At 62.6% G+C, this 17467-nt stretch carries 14 protein-coding genes; 1 reads left to right on the top strand and 13 read right to left on the bottom strand.

Going from position 1 to position 17467, the window contains the following annotated elements:
- Window positions 1-12: 12 nt before the first annotated feature.
- Window positions 13-1320 (bottom strand): hypothetical protein, encoded by a 1308-nt coding sequence (locus B1818_RS17585; protein ID WP_139363045.1) that lies wholly within the window; start codon window positions 1318-1320, stop codon window positions 13-15.
- Between the two features lie 376 nt (window positions 1321-1696).
- Window positions 1697-2734: a cellulase family glycosylhydrolase gene (locus B1818_RS17580; RefSeq protein ID WP_078113492.1), complete on the bottom strand. Its 1038-nt coding sequence runs from the start codon at window positions 2732-2734 to the stop codon at window positions 1697-1699.
- A 78-nt stretch (window positions 2735-2812) separates the two neighbouring features.
- Between B1818_RS17580 and B1818_RS17575 the strand changes: the two genes are divergently transcribed.
- Window positions 2813-3310, top strand: a complete 498-nt coding sequence (locus B1818_RS17575; protein ID WP_254859741.1) for a GDSL-type esterase/lipase family protein — start codon at window positions 2813-2815, stop codon at window positions 3308-3310.
- A 171-nt stretch (window positions 3311-3481) separates the two neighbouring features.
- Here B1818_RS17575 and B1818_RS17570 read toward each other — a convergent pair whose 3' ends face one another.
- The 11 genes from B1818_RS17570 to B1818_RS17520 form a co-directional block, all read right to left on the bottom strand.
- The gene (locus tag B1818_RS17570; RefSeq protein WP_176455952.1) at window positions 3482-4588 is read right to left on the bottom strand and encodes an acyltransferase; all 1107 of its coding nucleotides are present in this window, start codon (window positions 4586-4588) and stop codon (window positions 3482-3484) included.
- 279 nt (window positions 4589-4867) lie between these two features.
- Window positions 4868-6232: an O-antigen ligase family protein gene (locus B1818_RS17565; RefSeq protein WP_078113490.1), complete on the bottom strand. Its 1365-nt coding sequence runs from the start codon at window positions 6230-6232 to the stop codon at window positions 4868-4870.
- Window positions 6233-6304: 72 nt separating this feature from the next.
- The gene (locus tag B1818_RS17560; protein ID WP_078113489.1) at window positions 6305-7801 is read right to left on the bottom strand and encodes a polysaccharide biosynthesis tyrosine autokinase; all 1497 of its coding nucleotides are present in this window, start codon (window positions 7799-7801) and stop codon (window positions 6305-6307) included.
- 99 nt (window positions 7802-7900) lie between these two features.
- Window positions 7901-9034 (bottom strand): glycosyltransferase, encoded by a 1134-nt coding sequence (locus B1818_RS17555; protein ID WP_078113488.1) that lies wholly within the window; start codon window positions 9032-9034, stop codon window positions 7901-7903.
- A 2-nt stretch (window positions 9035-9036) separates the two neighbouring features.
- Window positions 9037-10137 (bottom strand): glycosyltransferase family 4 protein, encoded by a 1101-nt coding sequence (locus tag B1818_RS17550; RefSeq protein WP_254859739.1) that lies wholly within the window; start codon window positions 10135-10137, stop codon window positions 9037-9039.
- A 25-nt stretch (window positions 10138-10162) separates the two neighbouring features.
- The gene (locus B1818_RS17545) at window positions 10163-11257 is read right to left on the bottom strand and encodes a glycosyltransferase (RefSeq protein ID WP_078113487.1); all 1095 of its coding nucleotides are present in this window, start codon (window positions 11255-11257) and stop codon (window positions 10163-10165) included.
- 31 nt (window positions 11258-11288) lie between these two features.
- A complete protein-coding gene (locus tag B1818_RS17540; RefSeq protein WP_078113486.1) occupies window positions 11289-12221 on the bottom strand; it encodes a glycosyltransferase in 933 nt (310 codons plus the stop codon).
- Between the two features lie 5 nt (window positions 12222-12226).
- Window positions 12227-13639: a lipopolysaccharide biosynthesis protein gene (locus B1818_RS17535; RefSeq protein WP_078113485.1), complete on the bottom strand. Its 1413-nt coding sequence runs from the start codon at window positions 13637-13639 to the stop codon at window positions 12227-12229.
- Window positions 13636-14301, bottom strand: coding sequence for a glycosyltransferase family 2 protein (locus B1818_RS17530; protein ID WP_254859737.1), 666 nt, complete (start codon window positions 14299-14301; stop codon window positions 13636-13638). The genes B1818_RS17535 and B1818_RS17530 overlap by 4 nt, the downstream gene beginning before the upstream one ends.
- 290 nt (window positions 14302-14591) lie before the next feature.
- Window positions 14592-15896, bottom strand: coding sequence for a UDP-glucose/GDP-mannose dehydrogenase family protein (locus B1818_RS17525; RefSeq protein ID WP_078113483.1), 1305 nt, complete (start codon window positions 15894-15896; stop codon window positions 14592-14594).
- 53 nt (window positions 15897-15949) lie between these two features.
- Window positions 15950-17467 carry a hypothetical protein gene (locus B1818_RS17520; RefSeq protein ID WP_078113482.1) on the bottom strand — a complete coding sequence of 506 codons (1518 nt, stop codon included), beginning with the start codon at window positions 17465-17467 and terminating at the stop codon, window positions 15950-15952.

Genomic DNA, 17467 nt, shown 5'->3' with positions numbered 1-17467 from the left:
GCCTAGAGCGAATTATCCGCCACTGCAGACGTTCCAAGCGAGTTCACCGTTGACGAGGACCCGGCGATACGCCCGTTCACCGAAGCAATCACCGATGTCCGTTGCGGTGATGGTGGACGGGCCGCCGGTGTCAGGTGACCCGGCGGGCGCACACACCAGTCCTCGACCAACGGCACTCGGGCCACCCCAGGACTCCCAGGTGATGTCAGAGATGGTGTTGGCGCACATCGAGTTCAGCGACAACGTCTTGGGGCGCGCAGTTCCATAACCGACGGAGTACTCGTTGTCGGCGCGACCGAGCACAACGTCGGCGCTGCGTTCAGGGTTCGACGTGCGCACGCTGCGGGAGCTCACCGTCCACGCTCCGGTCGTGGCGGTGCCGGGCCCGACTTTGTCGGCTAGCTGTGACACGAAAGCGACCGCCGTTCGACCGAACAGCATCCGTACGCCCGCTGCGGCAAAGCTCTGTGAACAATCGAGGATGTCGGCGGCGATTCGTCCGAACTCTTGAAACCCTCGCGAGCAGTCGATCAGCGCGTCCGCGAAGTTGAAGAACTTGGCCGGACCCGGAAAGGCGCTCGACAGGGCCTCCTCGTAGGCCCAAGCGCTGAGAGCGGTGGTGTCCCAAGACGGGTCTCTTGTCAAAGTTCCCGTCCGCGGCGACTTTTCGTATTGCCCGAAGTCGAGTCGAACGACGTCGCCGGGTCCGGCGATGACCGCGTTGCCCGCGACACGTCGGTAGAGGCTCCGAAGGTACTCGTTGGCTCCGTCGGTACTGACGGACACGACTCTCAGCGCCGGCGGATCCGCGGCGAGTCGCCAAGCGAACGGCGAATTGATTGCCAACTGAATACTGACGCTGGGTTCCATTGCGTTCGAGCCGGGCGTCGTCATGATGCACGACCACGCAATGCCGTTAGATACGGGCGAGACCGTCTCGACGAGAGCGGAGAACACCAGCGGTTTGCCTTCGCAGTCGGGCCTGCGCGATCCGATGCCGAGAATGGGATTGACGTACTCGATCAGCTTCTTGGTGAGCTCCTCTGGTTTGAACCAAGCGAAGACCTCCCAACTCAGATGAGGTAAGTCCGCAACAACTGACTCGCCCTCCATCCGAGCCTCGATCAGATCAACCGTGCCGTCGGCGCTACGGGTTACCGCGACGGGCACAGCACTCGCGGGAGGTGTGAAGCCTTCCGGCAAGCGGTATGACAACCGCACCGGAGCGTTCGGCTGGCGATCGCCGTCGAGAGTGACACGTACAGCGGGCGACATCGGCGCCAGCCAAGACGACGCGGCCTCTGCGACGACGGGCGCCACGCCCGCTCCGTCAGCGATGGCGAGTGTAGCGCCGGCCCCCACCGCAGATGAGGCCGAGACTTCGTACCCCGCGAGACCCACTCGGACCCCGTCGGGCGAAATCTGTGCCGAAGTAGGTAGTGGCGGGGCTTCCGCAGCCTCGTCACCGGAGCACGCGGTGACCAGACAGATCGCTGCCGTCAACACAGCAATCCAGGTAGTACTTCGCTGCGATTTGGCTACTCTCGAACAACGGTTCATGCTGCTCATCCAGACTCCTGACCACCGCGTTGCTTCGCAGGCCGAGTCTTCCAAAGCTGCGCCTCCGCGCGCACATATCGCCCGGATTTCAATGCTTCGGACGACAAGTCTGGCGAGGAAGGGCGGAACCGTTGCTCTAGTTGAGGATTTCCTGCAGCGCACCCACAACTAGCTTCGGCGAACCGTCGAAGCGGTACAGCCCGAAGTTCGAGTTGTCTTCCGCCTTGTTGGCGGACAGGTCGCGAGTGGTGAAGAGGAAGATCGCTGCTATCCACGGCAGGCCGTTCGCCCGGTTGACAGCGTCGACGATGATGTTGGACTGGACAGCTTCGGTGGTCGACGCCGGGGTGTTTCCGGTCGGCTGCCCGAACTCGGTCACCCACATCGACTTCGTCGAGTCACCATTCGCCACCATGATCGCCCGCCCCTCGGGCAGAACGGCTGCTCCCCCGCCGTCGCCTGCCCGGGGGTCTGCGGTGATCGGATACGGCAACGTATACGGGTGTACGCCAACGCCATTGAAGTACGGCTTCGCGCCGAGGGCGTACATGTCCGAGATGAAGGTGACATCCCGCGTTTCGGTGCGGAGACTCGACAGTCCGCCGGTGATCACCGGCTGGTTGGCGCCAGCCGTTCGGATGCCGCCGAACGCGGCTTTGAGCAGTGGAACGTACTCTCCAGCGGTGGGCGGGATCAGATAGTGGGCGAGGTTCGGCTCGTTCCACACCTCCCACGCCGCCACGCGTGACGAGTACCGAAGTGCGACCTGCCGCGCGAACTCACCGAAAGTCGCCGGGTCGGCGGGAGAATTTCCGTTGAGGAGCGGGTTCGCACCTGGCTTCTGCGCCCAGACCGGCGCCGGGCCCTCGAGATTCATCAGGATGGACAGCCCTTTGGAACGCGCGGCGCTCACCGCGGAATCCAGGCGTGTCCAGGTGAAGGAGGCTGAGCCCGACGGTTGCAGCAAGTTCCACTTCGCAGGAATTCGAATAGCCGTCGCGCCGGTCGCCTTGATCTGCTCGGCCTCGCCCGCGAAGTCGGCGCCGGCGTACTGGGTGGAGATGGAAGCCACCCCAACTCGGACGCGGGGAGCTGAGTTCGCAGACTGCGGCACGGTTGCCAAAAGCAGGGCCAATACGGCGCCGACACAAATCGCAACTGAGAGTCGCCGCATGTGTGCCTCCCGATCCCGTTGGATGAAATTAATCGAACCACATCGCCGCCAATTCGTTGCCGGATCTTGGTTCTCTTGATGGTCGAATTACCGGGTCTCACCGCTCCGGCGGCACCCGCTTACGTCGCCTTGGGAGACTCACGCGCCGCAGCGCCGACGCCAACTTCAGCACAGCACCCGGACGGCTGCGGACGTACTCGAGACGCCTACCCGACGCATCTCGCCTCCCGGCTCCGGATGAGCTACACCTCCGTTGCCTGCGTGAACGCCACCACCGCAGACGTCACGACCCGCCGACAGGCGACACCGTTCGGCGCCCGGCCCGTCCAGATCAACGCACTGTCGTGGTCCACACGCCTCGTGACTCTCTCGATCGGCGGCAACGACCTCCGCTGGTGGTGCTCGTCGGACGCGGCGGCTACTTACAACCCAGCAGGTTGCCCGGCCAGGCCAACATCAGCAACGCCGACGCCGCATACCTACAGACCGTCGTCCGCGGGGGTTATGTATTCCATCACTATTTTGCAACGTGGCCCGAGCGTCATCATCCCAATCGGTGCCGGATCTCGTTCGTGAGTTCCCACATGTCGCGTCCCTCGCGCATATGAGCGCAGTCGGGGTACAGCTCGGCGTGGCGTGTCTGCCGGGACGGGTAGGTATGCCTGGTCCTCTTACCTAAGCCAGCATCTGCGACCAACCCTCATCGGCCCAGCGGTACGGCGAATCGGTCACGAATCTGCCGGTAGCCTAGGTCTCGACGTCGGGCGCTTTTTCTTTGACACGGCGACGCTTGGGGTGGTCGGCGTCCGCTGGGCGAAGGGCGAACCAGCCGGGCTGCTCGTACAGAAACCGGCCCAGCGGGACACGGGCCGCCGCCCGATGAAGGGCGATCGCACCCAGAACTGCCCAGGCAAACACCACAGGGATGACGAGTCCCGCCCATCCGCTGAGCTCGATACCGGTTGCGTTGATGGTAAGCGCCGCGATCACGACGAACACCATGTGACCGACGTACACCTGCAGGGTGTTAGCGCCGAGCCAAGCCAGTGGTCGGCTCCACATCACCATCGTGGCGAGAGCGAAACCCGCCGCGACCGCGAGCACACGGACGAGCAGGCTCAGCCCGGGGACCGTGAAATCGGTAAACTGCAGAGCGATTTCGACGACTACCCAGAGAGCAACGATCCCCGTCGCGGCCGGCCACCGCACGGTGGAGAAGAAGTCTTTGATCTTATCTGCGTACAGGACGGCAGAGATGAAGAAGAAGTAATAGGCGCACAAGCCGTTCAACCCGTCACCGCCGGCACGGAGAACGCTCTCCGGTATGAGGTCGTCAGAATAGGCGAGCCACACCGCAGAGACGACGGCGGGGACGCCGACCTTCAACCATGTGGGCAAGCGCCAGGTGAGCTTCGTCAGAACGAAGAAGACGGCGAGCGCCCACAGGAACCACAGTTCCCCGTTCGGCCGAAGTGGAGATACCACGAATTTCGCGACCTGCCCGACAACCGTATTGTCGGGCTGGTTCGGAAGCCACCGCATCTCTGCGAGCTTGTATGCGAGAACTACGGGCTGCCAGATGAGGAACACCCACACCAGCAATGCGATCTTCTTATCAATTAGCGTCCGCCACGGCTTGCGCGACACCCAGCCCGCCGCGAACAGGCCGGATGCGGCGAAGAATAGTGGCATCCGCATTGTTCCCAGAATGGGCATTGCGTCATCAACCACTGGATTCGAGATGTCTAAGTAATTTAGCTCGACAACGGTGTGTACGAGAACGACGAGCAGGATTGAGAACGCCTTCGCCACGTCGACCCACGCGATTCGCGGGGTCTGAGTAATGACAGCCACCGATTCATCATTGCCTACCTGATCATTTCCGGCACGTCGGGCCCGTGACTTAGTCTCGATTTGCTTCAGAGGGACCAACCGGCGGTCCCGGGGGAAGGGAGCCAGTCAGCAGCAGAGCCAACACCAGAGTGACCGTGGCAGCGGAGATTTAGTGTCGTCTACAGGCCGATTCTAATCGGCTACCCAGAGCATGATGTAGCCGCCGAGGACGTGAGGCGTACGAGGATTCTCACAATGGACGGGTGGACCGCACCTTCCAACGTCGACGATCGGCAAGGTTCAATTCCGTGACATGTCTGTCGGACTGACGTACTTGTGTCTCTCGGCAATCCTGGGAGCGGCCGCCTTGTTGATTGTGTCGATCGAAGACGACGCTTCGCCTCGATGCAAGGATTCAGGCTGGCTCGCGACAGGATATGCGACAGCGAAGAACATACAGATCCACACAATGTAAGCACTGATTGTGCCGCCCGTGCTGATCGACGAGAACAGCTGGATCGAGACGAGAGCGATCAAGACCGAGGCCATCCCCGGGTTAACAGACCGATCCGCCCTGAGTCGATCGACGACGGTCCAACACACTGCAGCAAAGAAGCACAGTGCCAAGACCAACCCGAATCCGACCAGGTATCCAAGAAACGCGGACTCAGGGCTGGTCTCGAGGCCGTATTCAGAAGCGACATAGGGCTTCACCCCCTGAATTCCCTCGCCGAACGGGAAGAAACTCGCGGCGTCCGGCAGCAGCACCCCCCAGGCATTTCGTCGTGCTTCGGCGGAACCCGAGTCATCGGCAATCCGGCCGGACACTGCATCGAATGCGCCGACCGCGCTGAGCGCGAAGTAGGCGCCCACAACTCCCGCTCCAAGGATGACCCGACGGCTGGGGGTGGCCGAACTCTTGACGATCAAGAAGATGATCCCGAAGGCTGTCCCGAGGAGACCGATACGGGACTGCGTCAGCGTCACCCCGATCACCAGAACCACGAGTGCCAGATACGTGAGCCAAGTGCGCCGCATCAACGCGAGAAGGGGTATAGCGGTCGCAATGAAGAGGCCGAGGTCCAGCGGGTGATCGATCGTACCCATCTGCCGGTTAGCCTCGTCTACGATGCGCCACCAGAATCGCCGAGTGAATTGATCGTGAAATGGCTGCGTCACCAGATCGCGAGACACCAGGAAGGCAAGTACGCTCTGCGCGCACGCCACAACTACGTATCCGAGCGCCAAGATCCGGTAGAAGCCCCCGTACCTTTCGGAGAGATCGCAACACATCACGAAAACCAGCACCGGCGCCGCGATGAAGTTGAGCCAAAAGGACATCGCTGCACCTGGACTGGTCCCGATCATCAGTTCAGAGCAGAGTGATCCGACAACAAATAGGATTGCCAGTACGACAGCACCCCGAGGAATGGCGCCCAAGATCTGCCGGGACTTCGGCGGCAGGTGCCGAACCGGGATCAGCAGACGTGTGCATGCCACCGCGATCGTCAGCACCGTACAGACATGCACACCAAGGAGCGATACGCGCGCAGCGAAAGGCAATGCGGCGTAACCGATCAGCACCGCCGCCAGACCGAACCGCGGGTCGAGATACGTCACCGCGCACACGAGACCGACCATCACGAGGGTGAGAATCACTGTCATGAAGCCCTACTATCTCTAACGCTGCACGATCGACCGGTATCCCCACCACTCGCCGTCAAATCCCTGATCGACTCACCGGTAGACCGAACGACCGTCAGTCGGGCTGTCGGGCAAGGCATCACGAGACGCGCGGGCTTCAACGGTGGCTGGATTCACGTGTCGGGCATCCACATCCGATGCGTTTCCGTAGTAGCCGTACCGGTAGGTCCGCTCGCGGTCGCTGACACCGTTCACCACTACACCCAGGATGTTCGCCTGTGCCCGTTCAAGTTCCGTAAAGGTCGACAGGAGCTCTGTTCGCTTCGTACTGCCGGCGCGCACAACTACCACCACACCGTGTACCCACTTGGTCAGCTCGACCGCGTCGGTGACGGGCATGACCGGCCCCGAGTCAACGATCACCAAGTCGTACTGAGCTTCGAGTTCCGCGAAGCAGCGGCCGGTTCGCTGCGATGCGAGCAATTCCGCGGGATTCGGCGGCACCGGACCCGAGGCGAGCACGTCGACGCCCGGGGTGTTCGACCGTTGGATGACATCCGAGACGTTCTCGACGCTGCCACGCAGGTAGTCGGTGAGTCCGATGCTGTTGGTCAGGCGCATCCGCTGAGATGCGGACGGCTTGCGCAGATCGGCCTCGACCAGCACAACCCGGTTTCCCGACTCGGCGAAGGCGGCCGCGAGGTTCACTGCGGTCGTGGTCTTGCCTTCGCCGGGATTCGCGCTCGTGACCAGGATCCGGCGAGCAGGAGTGTCCACGCTCATGAAACCGAGATTGACGCGCAGGCGTCGGTATGCCTCGCCTGTCGGACTCGCTCCGGCCGGCGCGAAGTCCAAGAGGACCTTGTCCTGAAGTGCCGGATCATCCGGCACAGTGCACAGGGACGAGACGTTGGGCAGCAACTCTGAGACGTCGGCCTCGCTCCGCAGGCGCGTATCGAGCCGATGACGCGCCAGTACGATGAGAAGGCCCAGCAACAGCCCCACGCACAGCCCGACTGCCAGATTTCGTTTGGTGCGGGGCGAGATCGGAGCATCGCTGGTCGTCGCCGGGCTCACCACCGTCACTTTGGCGAGCGGGTCGCCCCCCGAACTAGGGGTCTCGAGAACGGAAACGTACCCGACGAGGGACTCTGCGACTCGGTTCGCGAGACCACTGGCTACGACCGGGTCGGCATTCGTGGCACTCACGGTCAGAATGACCGTCTCGACGGAGGTGTAGGCGGAGACAGCGTCCCGCGCATCTTCGACACTCATCTGGAGACCGGAGTCCGTCAGCGCGCTACTCAGGACAGCTTCGGAGTCGACGAGACGCACGTAGGAAGCAACGCGCTGTTGCGAGGCCAGCGAGCCCTGGTAGGCGTTTTGCACCGTCGCCTCGGTACCCGACGTCACGTACAGAACAGCTGACGAACGGTACATCGGGGTCTGGGTGAGACTCAGACCGACCGCTGACGCGCCCCCGATCAACACGCACAGCCCGATGATCCACCAACCGTCGCGGATCACGCGGAGCAGCACCCGCAGACGGTCGCCCGTCGACGCGGTGCCTACAGCTTCAGTTTGGTTCACAATGCCTGCCTCGGTTGGGGGCTCGGACTGTCGAGCCGATCGACCTGACTTGATTCGAGTGAGGTCCCTCTTATCGAAACCTCCCCGATGGTTTCGCGCCTAGCTCAACGCGGACGTTCGGGGGGAATCGATACTCGCGAGGAGTTCGTTTTCGTAGGCTTCGCACACACCGGTCCAGGTGAAATGTTCCTGTTGCCGAATTTTGGCGGCGCGGCCCAGCCTAATGCGGGTGTCCTCACTGCCCATGACGTCAATCAGTGCCTCCGCAATCATTTCGGGATCCGGCGGGGTGAATATTCCTGCGTCACCGAGAACCTCACGGTTGAACTTGGTGTCACGGGCCACCGTCGGAGCTCCACACGCCATCGCCTGGACCAACGCCGGATTAGTACCTCCGACACTGTGCCCATGGAAATATGCACCGCAGTTCTGCCACAAAGCGAGGAGTTCATCGTCATTCGAAATGTGACCCAACCAGGTCACACTTTCGCACGCATCTGCCAGCGCTGCAACTCGCGCCTCGATTTCGCCGCCATAACCCGAGGAACCCACTATGACGACCTGTAGATCGTCGGGAAGACGTTCGACCGCGGCGATGAACTCCGTCACCGAGTTCTCCGGGACAAAGCGTGCGACATACAGAACATACTGTCCCGAACGGAAACCTCGCACCGGGGCAAGAGCGCCGTCCTCGGTTCCGCCATAAGGAATGTACGAGCCGACACGTGCGAATTCCGCCACCCACCGGTCACGGATGGCGAGAGAGTCACACACGATCCGGTCAGCGAAATGAGCAGTCAAGACCGCACCCGTGCGGAACACTCGCTTTGCGAGGCCACCCCACTTCTGTCGCTCCCACTCGATGCCATCGACGTTGAGCACGACCGGGATACCACGCGCCCGCAGGATGGGGAGCCAATATCCATTTGCGACATTCATGACCAGCGCCACGTCGACGTTACGGAGTGCCGCGTCAACCGAGCTCGTCAGTCCGTACGAAAGCGTACTGAGCGATTTCTTCTCGACGCCGACCGAGAAGACCTGGACAACCGCAGCGTCATCCGGATCATCGTCTAAACGATCGACTCCCGGTCGACAGTAAACTATCACCTTCCATCCGCGTTCGGCCAGGAAGGGGGCTAGTTTCCTCACCAGGGTTTCAAATCCCCCGTAATAGCTCGGGTAGCCGCGAGTACCCACAATTGCCACAGTCGGTTTGGTTGATTTTGCCATTGTCAATCCTTCGAATTGTGTGCGCTGAGAGTTGAGCGCCGGCCGGCCATATCGTGCAAACCTGTCAGCCGCAGAGCAATATCCGAGACCGAGCTGTCGATCGTCAGCTTCTGAGCATTGCGGTGAGTGTGTTCGGCGACCCGCGCCATCAGGGCGGGGTCGTCGAGCAGCTGGCGAATCACCCGCGCCCACTCAGACGGGTCGTCCGACTCGACAACGCAGAACGCCGCGATGTCCGGATCGGTGATCAGCATGCGGGCGGCGCCGTACTTATGTCCGACCACGATCGGAACCCCCGCAAGGCTCGCTTCGACCGCACTCCGGCCAAATGCCTCGCGATACGACGTGCCCACGTAAATCGATGCCGCCGGCCACATCTGCTCGGGCGTTGCCCAACCCACCGCCTTACAGAAGCCCCACTTCGCCGTGTTCAGTTCGTCCCGCAGCGGACCGTCCCCGAAAATTCGTCCGTCGTGTTGGACCTGCTCGCAGACTTCTGCGAACAGCTCAGGTCGTTTGTCGACGTCTAGGCGACCGGCCCACACCAGGTGACCAGAAGCATTCTGTCCGCTGTTGAACGTGGGCAGCGACTTGATTCCCGGACGGACGACGAGTGGTGCGACCCACGGGCGAACGTCCTCGGCGAGCGTCTCGGTGGTGACCCAGACGTCTCGGGCACGACGCAACGACGCCGTCTCGAGGAGACGCAGCAACTGTCGGCGCGGCTCGCTCTGCTCCCCCTTCGCGGGCCAGGGGAGCCCCCGGATGTACGACACCCAGGACGCCCTGCTTCGACGTCCCATGAGCGTGTCGAGGAACACGGCGATGTCGGACTGCGTGATGAGTGTGATGACCCAGTCGGCGCGCGAGTAGTTGTCATCCGCGGCGAGTATCTGGCGAATCTCAGCGACCACGGCCAAGCCGTGCCGATCGACCTCGGCCGAAGTGACCGCGTCATGGCTGCGGACCGTCCCGGGCGCCCCGGGTCGCATCCCGACCGTCCCAGTCCACGGCATCCCCTGGTTCCGCGCCTCTTCGATCAGATCGAAGAGCGAGTTGTAGACCCCACTCCGGGCCATCAGCGGAGCCGCGACGAGATGCACTCTGAGGTCATTCGCTACCACCTGGTCACCGTCCCAGGAGATCGAGCATGAACCGGGCCTTGTGGCGCCAGGTCACCGAATCGGGAATGGCGGCCGCAATCCGTTCCGGCCGGCCGTCTTTCACGTGCTCGGCCAACCACGCCTGGTGTCCGTCCGCGTCGACGACGAAGACTCCGTCGTCGAGTTTGCGACTCCCTGTTCCCAGAACCGGCGTCGTCAGTACCGGAAGCCCGGCAGCCCGGTACTCGTAGGTCTTGATCACATCACCGCCGACCTCGCCGCGACCCACCCGGTGCGGAACCCAGCCGATGTCGAAGGTGGTCAACAGATCTGGCACGCGTTCGTAGTGGACGTCACCGAGCAATCGGATGTTCTCCGCCGCGGCGAGGGGTGCCCGGTACTCGCGGTCCAGGATGGGGCCGGCGAACACGAACTCGAGATCGGGAAACCGTTCCGCGGTCTGACAGATCAGGTCGAGGTCGAGGCGACGACCAATCTTTCCGACATACCCGACGGTGATCGCTCCCTCGGCTCCGGACTGCTGCACGAACCGCTCGGGATCGCATCCGTTCAGCACGAGGTGCACGTCGGAGCGACCGAAGCGCTGCGCCAGTTCGGCGGTCGCTTCCGAGTTCGCCGTCACGTGGTCCGCCCTAGCGAACATCGTCTCGTAGGCCCGATGGACCTGGGAACTGATCCCTTCGAAGGCGAAATGCACTGTCCAGTCGTCCAGCAGATCGAAAACCAGTTTGCGGTCGCCCGCGCCCAGATCGGGCCAGGACGCGCTCAGCGACACGAAGGGATTCCAGACCACCGCATCGGCAAGAGCCATGTCCGTGTCGAGACGTGGATACTTCGGAAGCGAGTCCACCCACCACGCCTGGCGGTCGGAAAGTCGAGGCAACATCCAGGTGAAGGTGCTGAGTGCCGTGGTGTTCTCGGCCAGTCTCAAGTTCCTCGATTTCGCGGATGCACCGGTCAGGTGAGGCTCTGGACGTGAGATGACCGCGGTGCTGCCGGAGCCGTCGAGCAATCGGCCGAACCACTCGATCAAGTGCCCGTCGCGAGTTCGATAGCCTTCCCTGCTCAGCTTGTGCTGGCCGTGCATGGGGAACGCCATGAGCGCTACCTTCGTGTCCTCGGACGTTGATCTACGCAACGGATGCTCCATTGTTGGTTCGGCGGTACTCGTATGTGCGGTATCCCATCAGGCCGAGCGCCTTTCCGATCTCGAAACTCACCACGGTGAACGGCTTTGCGGCTATCTTGCGGTCGAGGACCAGCCCGCGGACGAACAAGAGCCCGTAGTAGCCGGCCCGTGGCACACCTTTCAGGAGGGCGCGACGCGGATTGTCGCGGTACTTCAGTCGAACTCGCGAATGAACTATGCCGCTCCGCACGCTCCGCCGTATCAACCACTTGGCACTCAGCCTCGACGTCGGCACATCTTCGGACACAACAGCTTCGTTGCAGTACACGATTCGAGCGCCGTTTCTTCGCAAGCCCCAGAAGAAATCCCAGTCACTGCCACCTGTCTCGCTGAACGACGGGTCGAACCGCGGCTCACCGGCACGCACCCAGGCCTCGCGCCCGAGCACCGTGTTGTTGGTGGCCGCGGACAGCAACGTGGTCCCGCTCGGCACCCGCTCCCGCTGAAAGAAGCCACCGCGCCGAATCCACTCGGGGCAACTCTCAGGCAGACAGGTGATCACGGGACCCTGAACGACGTCTGCACCGCTGGACTCGCGGAAAGCGATCAGGGAGTCGAACCAGTCCGCCTCCACCCACTCGTCGTCGTCGACGAAGATGATCCCGCTGTAATCGGCGGTGAAGTACTCCAATCCCGCGTTGCGGGCCTGGGCGATTCCGGCGTCGGATTGGATCGCATAGAAGGTGACAGCTGGGTGGGCTTCGGCAATCGTGCGTGCTGATCCATCGGGGTCGTTGTCGACGACCACGACATCAGAACCGTCGCTGCTCGCGATCAGGCTGTCCAGCAAACGCTTCAACCCCTCGGGCCGTCTGTACGTGGCGACCGAGACCAGATACCGTCCGCGGACCAGTTCTGCCGAGCTGTCGTGCATTACGATCACCCTCCTGACTTCCCGGCATCATGCCGCTTTCTCACGACGACGATCATCCGCCGGGCGAAACCCCGACCCTTCTCGCCGAGGAGTACGAAGTCATCTCGCCGAAAACGCAGGAACAGAGCAGGTTTCATACCGAACACGCGGTTGGCGAGCACCAGGACTAACAAGCCACAGATGCCATTGGCCACCATCGACGCGATGGCGGCGCCCATGGCACCGAGACCCGGAAGGAGCAGCACCAGGAGCACTATGTTCAGCACGACGGATGACAGGATCGCGATGCTTCGCAGAATCGGCCGCCCACGGGCAGTCATTCCCGCGGCGGCAACAGATCCTGGGTTCCCGACAACGGTACCGACCAAAATCACCGCGAGAACCGCGGTGACGGACGTGAACTCGGGTCCGAACGCAAGCGGCACGAGCCACCATCCCGTCACTATCGCGGTCACACCGACTGCCGCCGTGATGATGGTTGACAATCGTGCGGCGCGGCCGAGGCTCTCGTCGTCGTTCTTGGCCGACTGAACCGAGAACACGACATCCCGGACTGCTGTGTTGAAGGTTCGAACCATGTCTGCCAGCGACACCGCGACGATGTAGATACCGAGTTGTTCCGCTGATGACAACGGCAGGAACAGGACTTGGTCCAGCCTCGCGAGGACGACGCCGGCCGCCGACCCGATCCATGCACCGAGGCCGAAACGCGTCAGCTGTGCGGCATGCTTTCCCAGCGGCAGATCCGAGTCCGGGTTCGAAGCCCGCGTCCCGCGCCTCCCCAGCAGACCGAGGTAGGCAAGGACGCCCGCACAGTTGCCAATCGCGAGCACCCAGGCAGCCGAGGTGATCGTCAGTCCATCGGTTGCGAGGAGAAACCCGAGCGCGCCGACACGGAACACGCTTGCCAGACACTGATCGAACGCCACGAGGAACCATGCCTGCACAGCTCTCGCGTAGCCACGCACGACGAGTGCGACGAGGGCGGGAGTGAGCATCAGGCCGATCATCGACATCAGACCTTCGATGTCGGGATGGTCCCCGGCCAGAATTTCGGATATCGACGCGATCGCAGTACTACCGAGCGGGCCGACGACACACACGACCAGGAGCCCGAGGCCGAGCGAACGCAGCGTCCGCACACGACGTGCCACGAAATATGTCACCGCGTCGGGCATTCCCACTGTCAGCGCGGCGGATGCCACCAGCAGTGGCGCCGTTGCCGCGGCGACCAGACCGCGCCCCTCCGCACCTAGCGCACGCGCCAGCAGCGGTGCCGTTATGAGCGAGGCCAGCAGAGGCGTCAGATTTCCGAGCGTGACGATCGCGATACTCCGACCGAGATCTCGTGTGGAGTCGCGATCGGTAGCGACGTCGATGTCTTCATCAGTCGCCGCCGCGATCCTCGGCGCAGTCATGACGAGCCGGCCAACTGCTTCCGGTCCAGTTCGGAGTACGTCGCGTCGATTTGCACGTCGTTTCCGCCCTGCGCCACGTTGGCGTGCTTCAAGCCGACCGCCTGAGCGGGGTCGACGGAAATGAAGTCGCGACTTCGACCGTCGACCACGCGAATCGGTATCTGCGCCTGCAGCGCGGTGTGGTTGATCCACACGTCGTCTGCCCGAGGGCACGCCTGCTCGAACCGGGTGCCACGGGCAAGCAGGGCCCGCATCAGTTCGACGGGGTACAGCGCACCAGACACCCCGGTCACGAAGTTCCGGTTGCTCTCGACCGAGTCCTGAACCAGCGGCCACTCCGAATAGGAGGCCAGGCGCGGCCCACGGTCGTCGTCGGAGGTGTCGACGACCACGCGGCGAGCCCGATAGCAGGTCAGTGCATCGGGGTGACCGAGATGCTGCTCGAACAGTTTGTGTAGCCAGTCGACCGGATAGATCGTGTCGTCATCGGCTGTCACGAGAGGGACGTCGTCCTCGAGGGCAAGCGCGAGAGCGTCGAAATATTTGGTGTGCGGTCCGGTGCCCCCGTCAGCGACGCGGACTTCGAGGCCCACCCGCTGCAGGCGCCTGATCTGCGCGGGCAGGCGGTCGAACGTCTGCCGATCGTCGACCCAGAGGATCACCCGGGACGGCCTCAGCCGTCCTCGTAGGATCGACTCGATCGCGAGATGGGCCAGCGCGATTCGATCCCCATAGCTAGTAAGGCTCACGACAGGAGCGCCGGCGTCGCCCAGCGCGGATCGCCTCAGTGGCAACGCGTTAATTGTCCTCATCCGGATCAACAACATTCGCTTCTGAACTCGGAATTTCGCGTCTCCGACCGCACGTCGTAGTCGCGACCGCCCGTCGCCAAGACCGTTGGACTGCATCAAGCCTCGATTCCCGCTTCCGTACATTGCTTCCCGAGTCGCGGTCAGCGGAGGAACGACCAACCGGCCGCCTCCCACACGGACTGCTCGAGGCACAACCGGCCGTCGATGATGGTGCGGCCACGAACGATCGAGTTCAGATCTGTGGGCCTCAAGGACCGGAACTCCTTCCACTCCGTCAGCACCGCCACCACATCAGCATCCGTGCAGGCATCACGCGCGCTCGCCGCGTAGTCCAGAGTCGGAAAAAGCCGCTTCGAATTCTGGTTTGCCTTCGGGTCGTAGACCACGACCGAGGCGCCTTGGAGTTGCAGCTGACCGGCAACGTTCAGCGCAGGCGAATCCCGGACATCGTCGGATTCGGGCTTGAAGGCCGCGCCGAGAACGGCCACCCGTTTCCCGAGAAGAGATCCACCGCATGAGCGCTTCGTCAGATTCACCATGCGGTTGCGACGACGCATGTTCACGTTGTCGACTTCCCTCAGGAACGACAGTGCCTCGGAAGCACCGAGTTCGCCTGCTCGAGCCATGAACGCTCTGATGTCTTTCGGTAGGCATCCGCCGCCGAAACCGAGTCCCGCGTTGAGGAACTTGCGTCCGATTCGGTCATCGTGTCCGATGGCGTCTGCCACCGCTGTGACATCTGCACCGGCGGCCTCGCAGACCTCGGCGATCGCGTTGATGAACGAGATCTTCGTCGCGAGGAACGAGTTCGCGGCGACCTTGACCATCTCGGCACTCTGCCGGTCCATGACGATATAGGGAGTGCCCGCCTCGATCATCCGGGCGTACACCTCACGCGCCGCGGTTTCGAGTTCACCGCCGCTCTCAGCACCCACGACGATACGGTCCGGCCGCAGCGTGTCGTCGATCGCGTGACCCTCTCTGAGGAATTCAGGGTTCCAACCGAGGTGCACGGTGACATCGTCCTTGGCGAGATCCTGCGCGCGGTTCGCGAGCCGTTCGCACGTGCCGACCGGAACCGTCGACTTTCCGAGAATGAGTGCATCGCTTGTCAACAACGGCACGAGGCTCTCGACCACGCTCTCCACGTAGCGGAGATCCGCGGCGTACTCACCCTTTCGCTGCGGAGTACCGACCGCGATGAAGTACACGCCGCCCCACTCGGCGGCTTCCTCGTAACTCGCCGACACGCGCAGCAGTCCTGACTCCAGATGCTTCCGGACCAGGTCTGGCAGACCGGGCTCGTAGAACGGGACCTCACCTCGCGCGAGTTCTTCTCGCCGGTAATCATCGAGTTCGATACCCAGGACCTCATGACCGAGCTCCGCCATGCAGGCGGCATGCGTCGCGCCGAGGTAACCGAGTCCGAAGACAACAATCCTCATCCGAATTTCCCTTCTCAATGCTTTGTTCGGGACCAGTAATTGGCGCTGATCGCCTAGTCGTTGCGCTCGCAGAAAAAGATGACCTTCGCCGAAGCCGGGCGACTCGCGACATGAGCTGTACCCACCGGCTCGCTGTCGCTCGGGCCGAGGGAACATTCTTCGTCGAGATCCGGCGGCATCCCGTCCATCGAAGTCTTTCGAGCGAGTCTCGTTCCGTCGGTATCGGTCTCGTCCTTGGTGAGTAATTCGACGGAACTCAGCTCAGCGAAGTTCGACCCGGGCAGATCGACGTCGACGTCGACCCAGTCGTTATCGCCTTCCGCAGTGTTGATCGCGACTAGCGCCAGCGAGTTCCGGCCCCTCAGTCCGTAGAGCCGGATCGACGAGTCCGACTCGTACGGAGCAACCGACAGCATCGCCATGCCGTCTGCCATGCGATTCAGCGTCAGCAGTGCCTTGAAAGAATCTGCCGTGTTGATCTCCCGGTCTCCGGACACGCAAACCGGCGAGTAGGCAATGCAATCGGTGAGCGTGCCATGAAAGTAGACCCCGTTGAATCCTTGTGTCGTCGCATCGAAGGCGAAGTCGAGCATCCAGAGCGCGCCCGCGAGCCGGTTGCTTATCCCGGCCATCCCACCACAGTTGATCGAGTTCACCTCAGAAAGAACAACTTTCGGCGAGTTCGCCAACGAGGCAGCTCGTGCGATGTCCGAGAGCGATGACTGTCTACTCTCATCGGCGAACTCCGTGAACAATGCACTCGGACGCATCGTGTCGGTGTCGCACCCTCGCGATCCGTAGAAGTGTGCGGCGTAGGCATCGGGCACGGTCGAAGGCGATCGCGAGTACTGCGATGCGCTACTCCAGATGAAGTCGTATCTGTTCCCACTCGCATCCGGCGCCTGGATGTCGACGTCGGGTACCGCCCTGCGAATCTCACTTCTATACGCACGGTAGTCACTCGCATACGTTCCGAACGGAGGGTTCGACGGGTAGTAGACGTTGGGCTCGTTACCGATGGCGATCGCTGTGAGCCAGTCCCCGAAGATGGATCGCGCATGCTCCGCCATATCGGCAGCCCGCCGAGCGTCTCGAGCCCGGAGGTTGACCCCCATGACCACGCGCCAGCCGAGTTCTTTGGTCAGCTCCGCCAACCTGTTCAGCCCTTCCGGCGTGACGGTGAACCGGTAGCCCGAAGGTCTGGGCTCGTCCGAGGACGTCCAGAACATCTGGTCCGAAGTGTTGCCACCGACGCGCAAGACCATTCCTGGACGGAAGTCCTGGAACAGGCTTACGAGCTCCTGCCTCTGGAGCGCCCTGCCCTCGCCGGCGAGCGTCGCGGATTCGATTGACAATCCGACACTGTCCGAGACGAAGCCATATCCCGACTCCCCCAACATCTGTGCCTGTATCGACTGTCTGGGGTCATGCGTCGCGCACGAGGCGAGCAGGAGCACGACCGGGAGCATCACGCTGAGGACACGAACGTCCATCGCTTCTGAGCCACTACACCTTTCGTTGACGTTGTTCGCGATCTCGGGCGTGCGGATCCTCGCTACTGGAACGCCCAT

This window comes from Gordonia sp. IITR100 (assembly GCF_002009645.1).
GTDB classification, from domain to species: Bacteria; Actinomycetota; Actinomycetes; order Mycobacteriales; family Mycobacteriaceae; genus Gordonia; species Gordonia hongkongensis.
The sequence above is the reverse complement of the archived record's forward strand: the minus strand, read 5'-3'. Positions and strand labels throughout refer to the sequence as shown.

Coding starts and splice junctions, on each gene's coding strand:
- B1818_RS17575 (WP_254859741.1), top strand. CDS start 2,813: ATGGTCGAATTACCGGGTCTCACCGCTCCGGCGGCACCCGCTTACGTC.
- B1818_RS17580 (WP_078113492.1), bottom strand. CDS start 2,734: ATGCGGCGACTCTCAGTTGCGATTTGTGTCGGCGCCGTATTGGCCCTG.
- B1818_RS17540 (WP_078113486.1), bottom strand. CDS start 12,221: ATGCACGACAGCTCGGCAGAACTGGTCCGCGGACGGTATCTGGTCTCG.
- B1818_RS17525 (WP_078113483.1), bottom strand. CDS start 15,896: ATGAGGATTGTTGTCTTCGGACTCGGTTACCTCGGCGCGACGCATGCC.
- B1818_RS17535 (WP_078113485.1), bottom strand. CDS start 13,639: ATGACTGCGCCGAGGATCGCGGCGGCGACTGATGAAGACATCGACGTC.
- B1818_RS17565 (WP_078113490.1), bottom strand. CDS start 6,232: ATGACAGTGATTCTCACCCTCGTGATGGTCGGTCTCGTGTGCGCGGTG.
- B1818_RS17520 (WP_078113482.1), bottom strand. CDS start 17,467: ATGGGCGTTCCAGTAGCGAGGATCCGCACGCCCGAGATCGCGAACAAC.
- B1818_RS17555 (WP_078113488.1), bottom strand. CDS start 9,034: ATGGCAAAATCAACCAAACCGACTGTGGCAATTGTGGGTACTCGCGGC.
- B1818_RS17545 (WP_078113487.1), bottom strand. CDS start 11,257: ATGGCGTTCCCCATGCACGGCCAGCACAAGCTGAGCAGGGAAGGCTAT.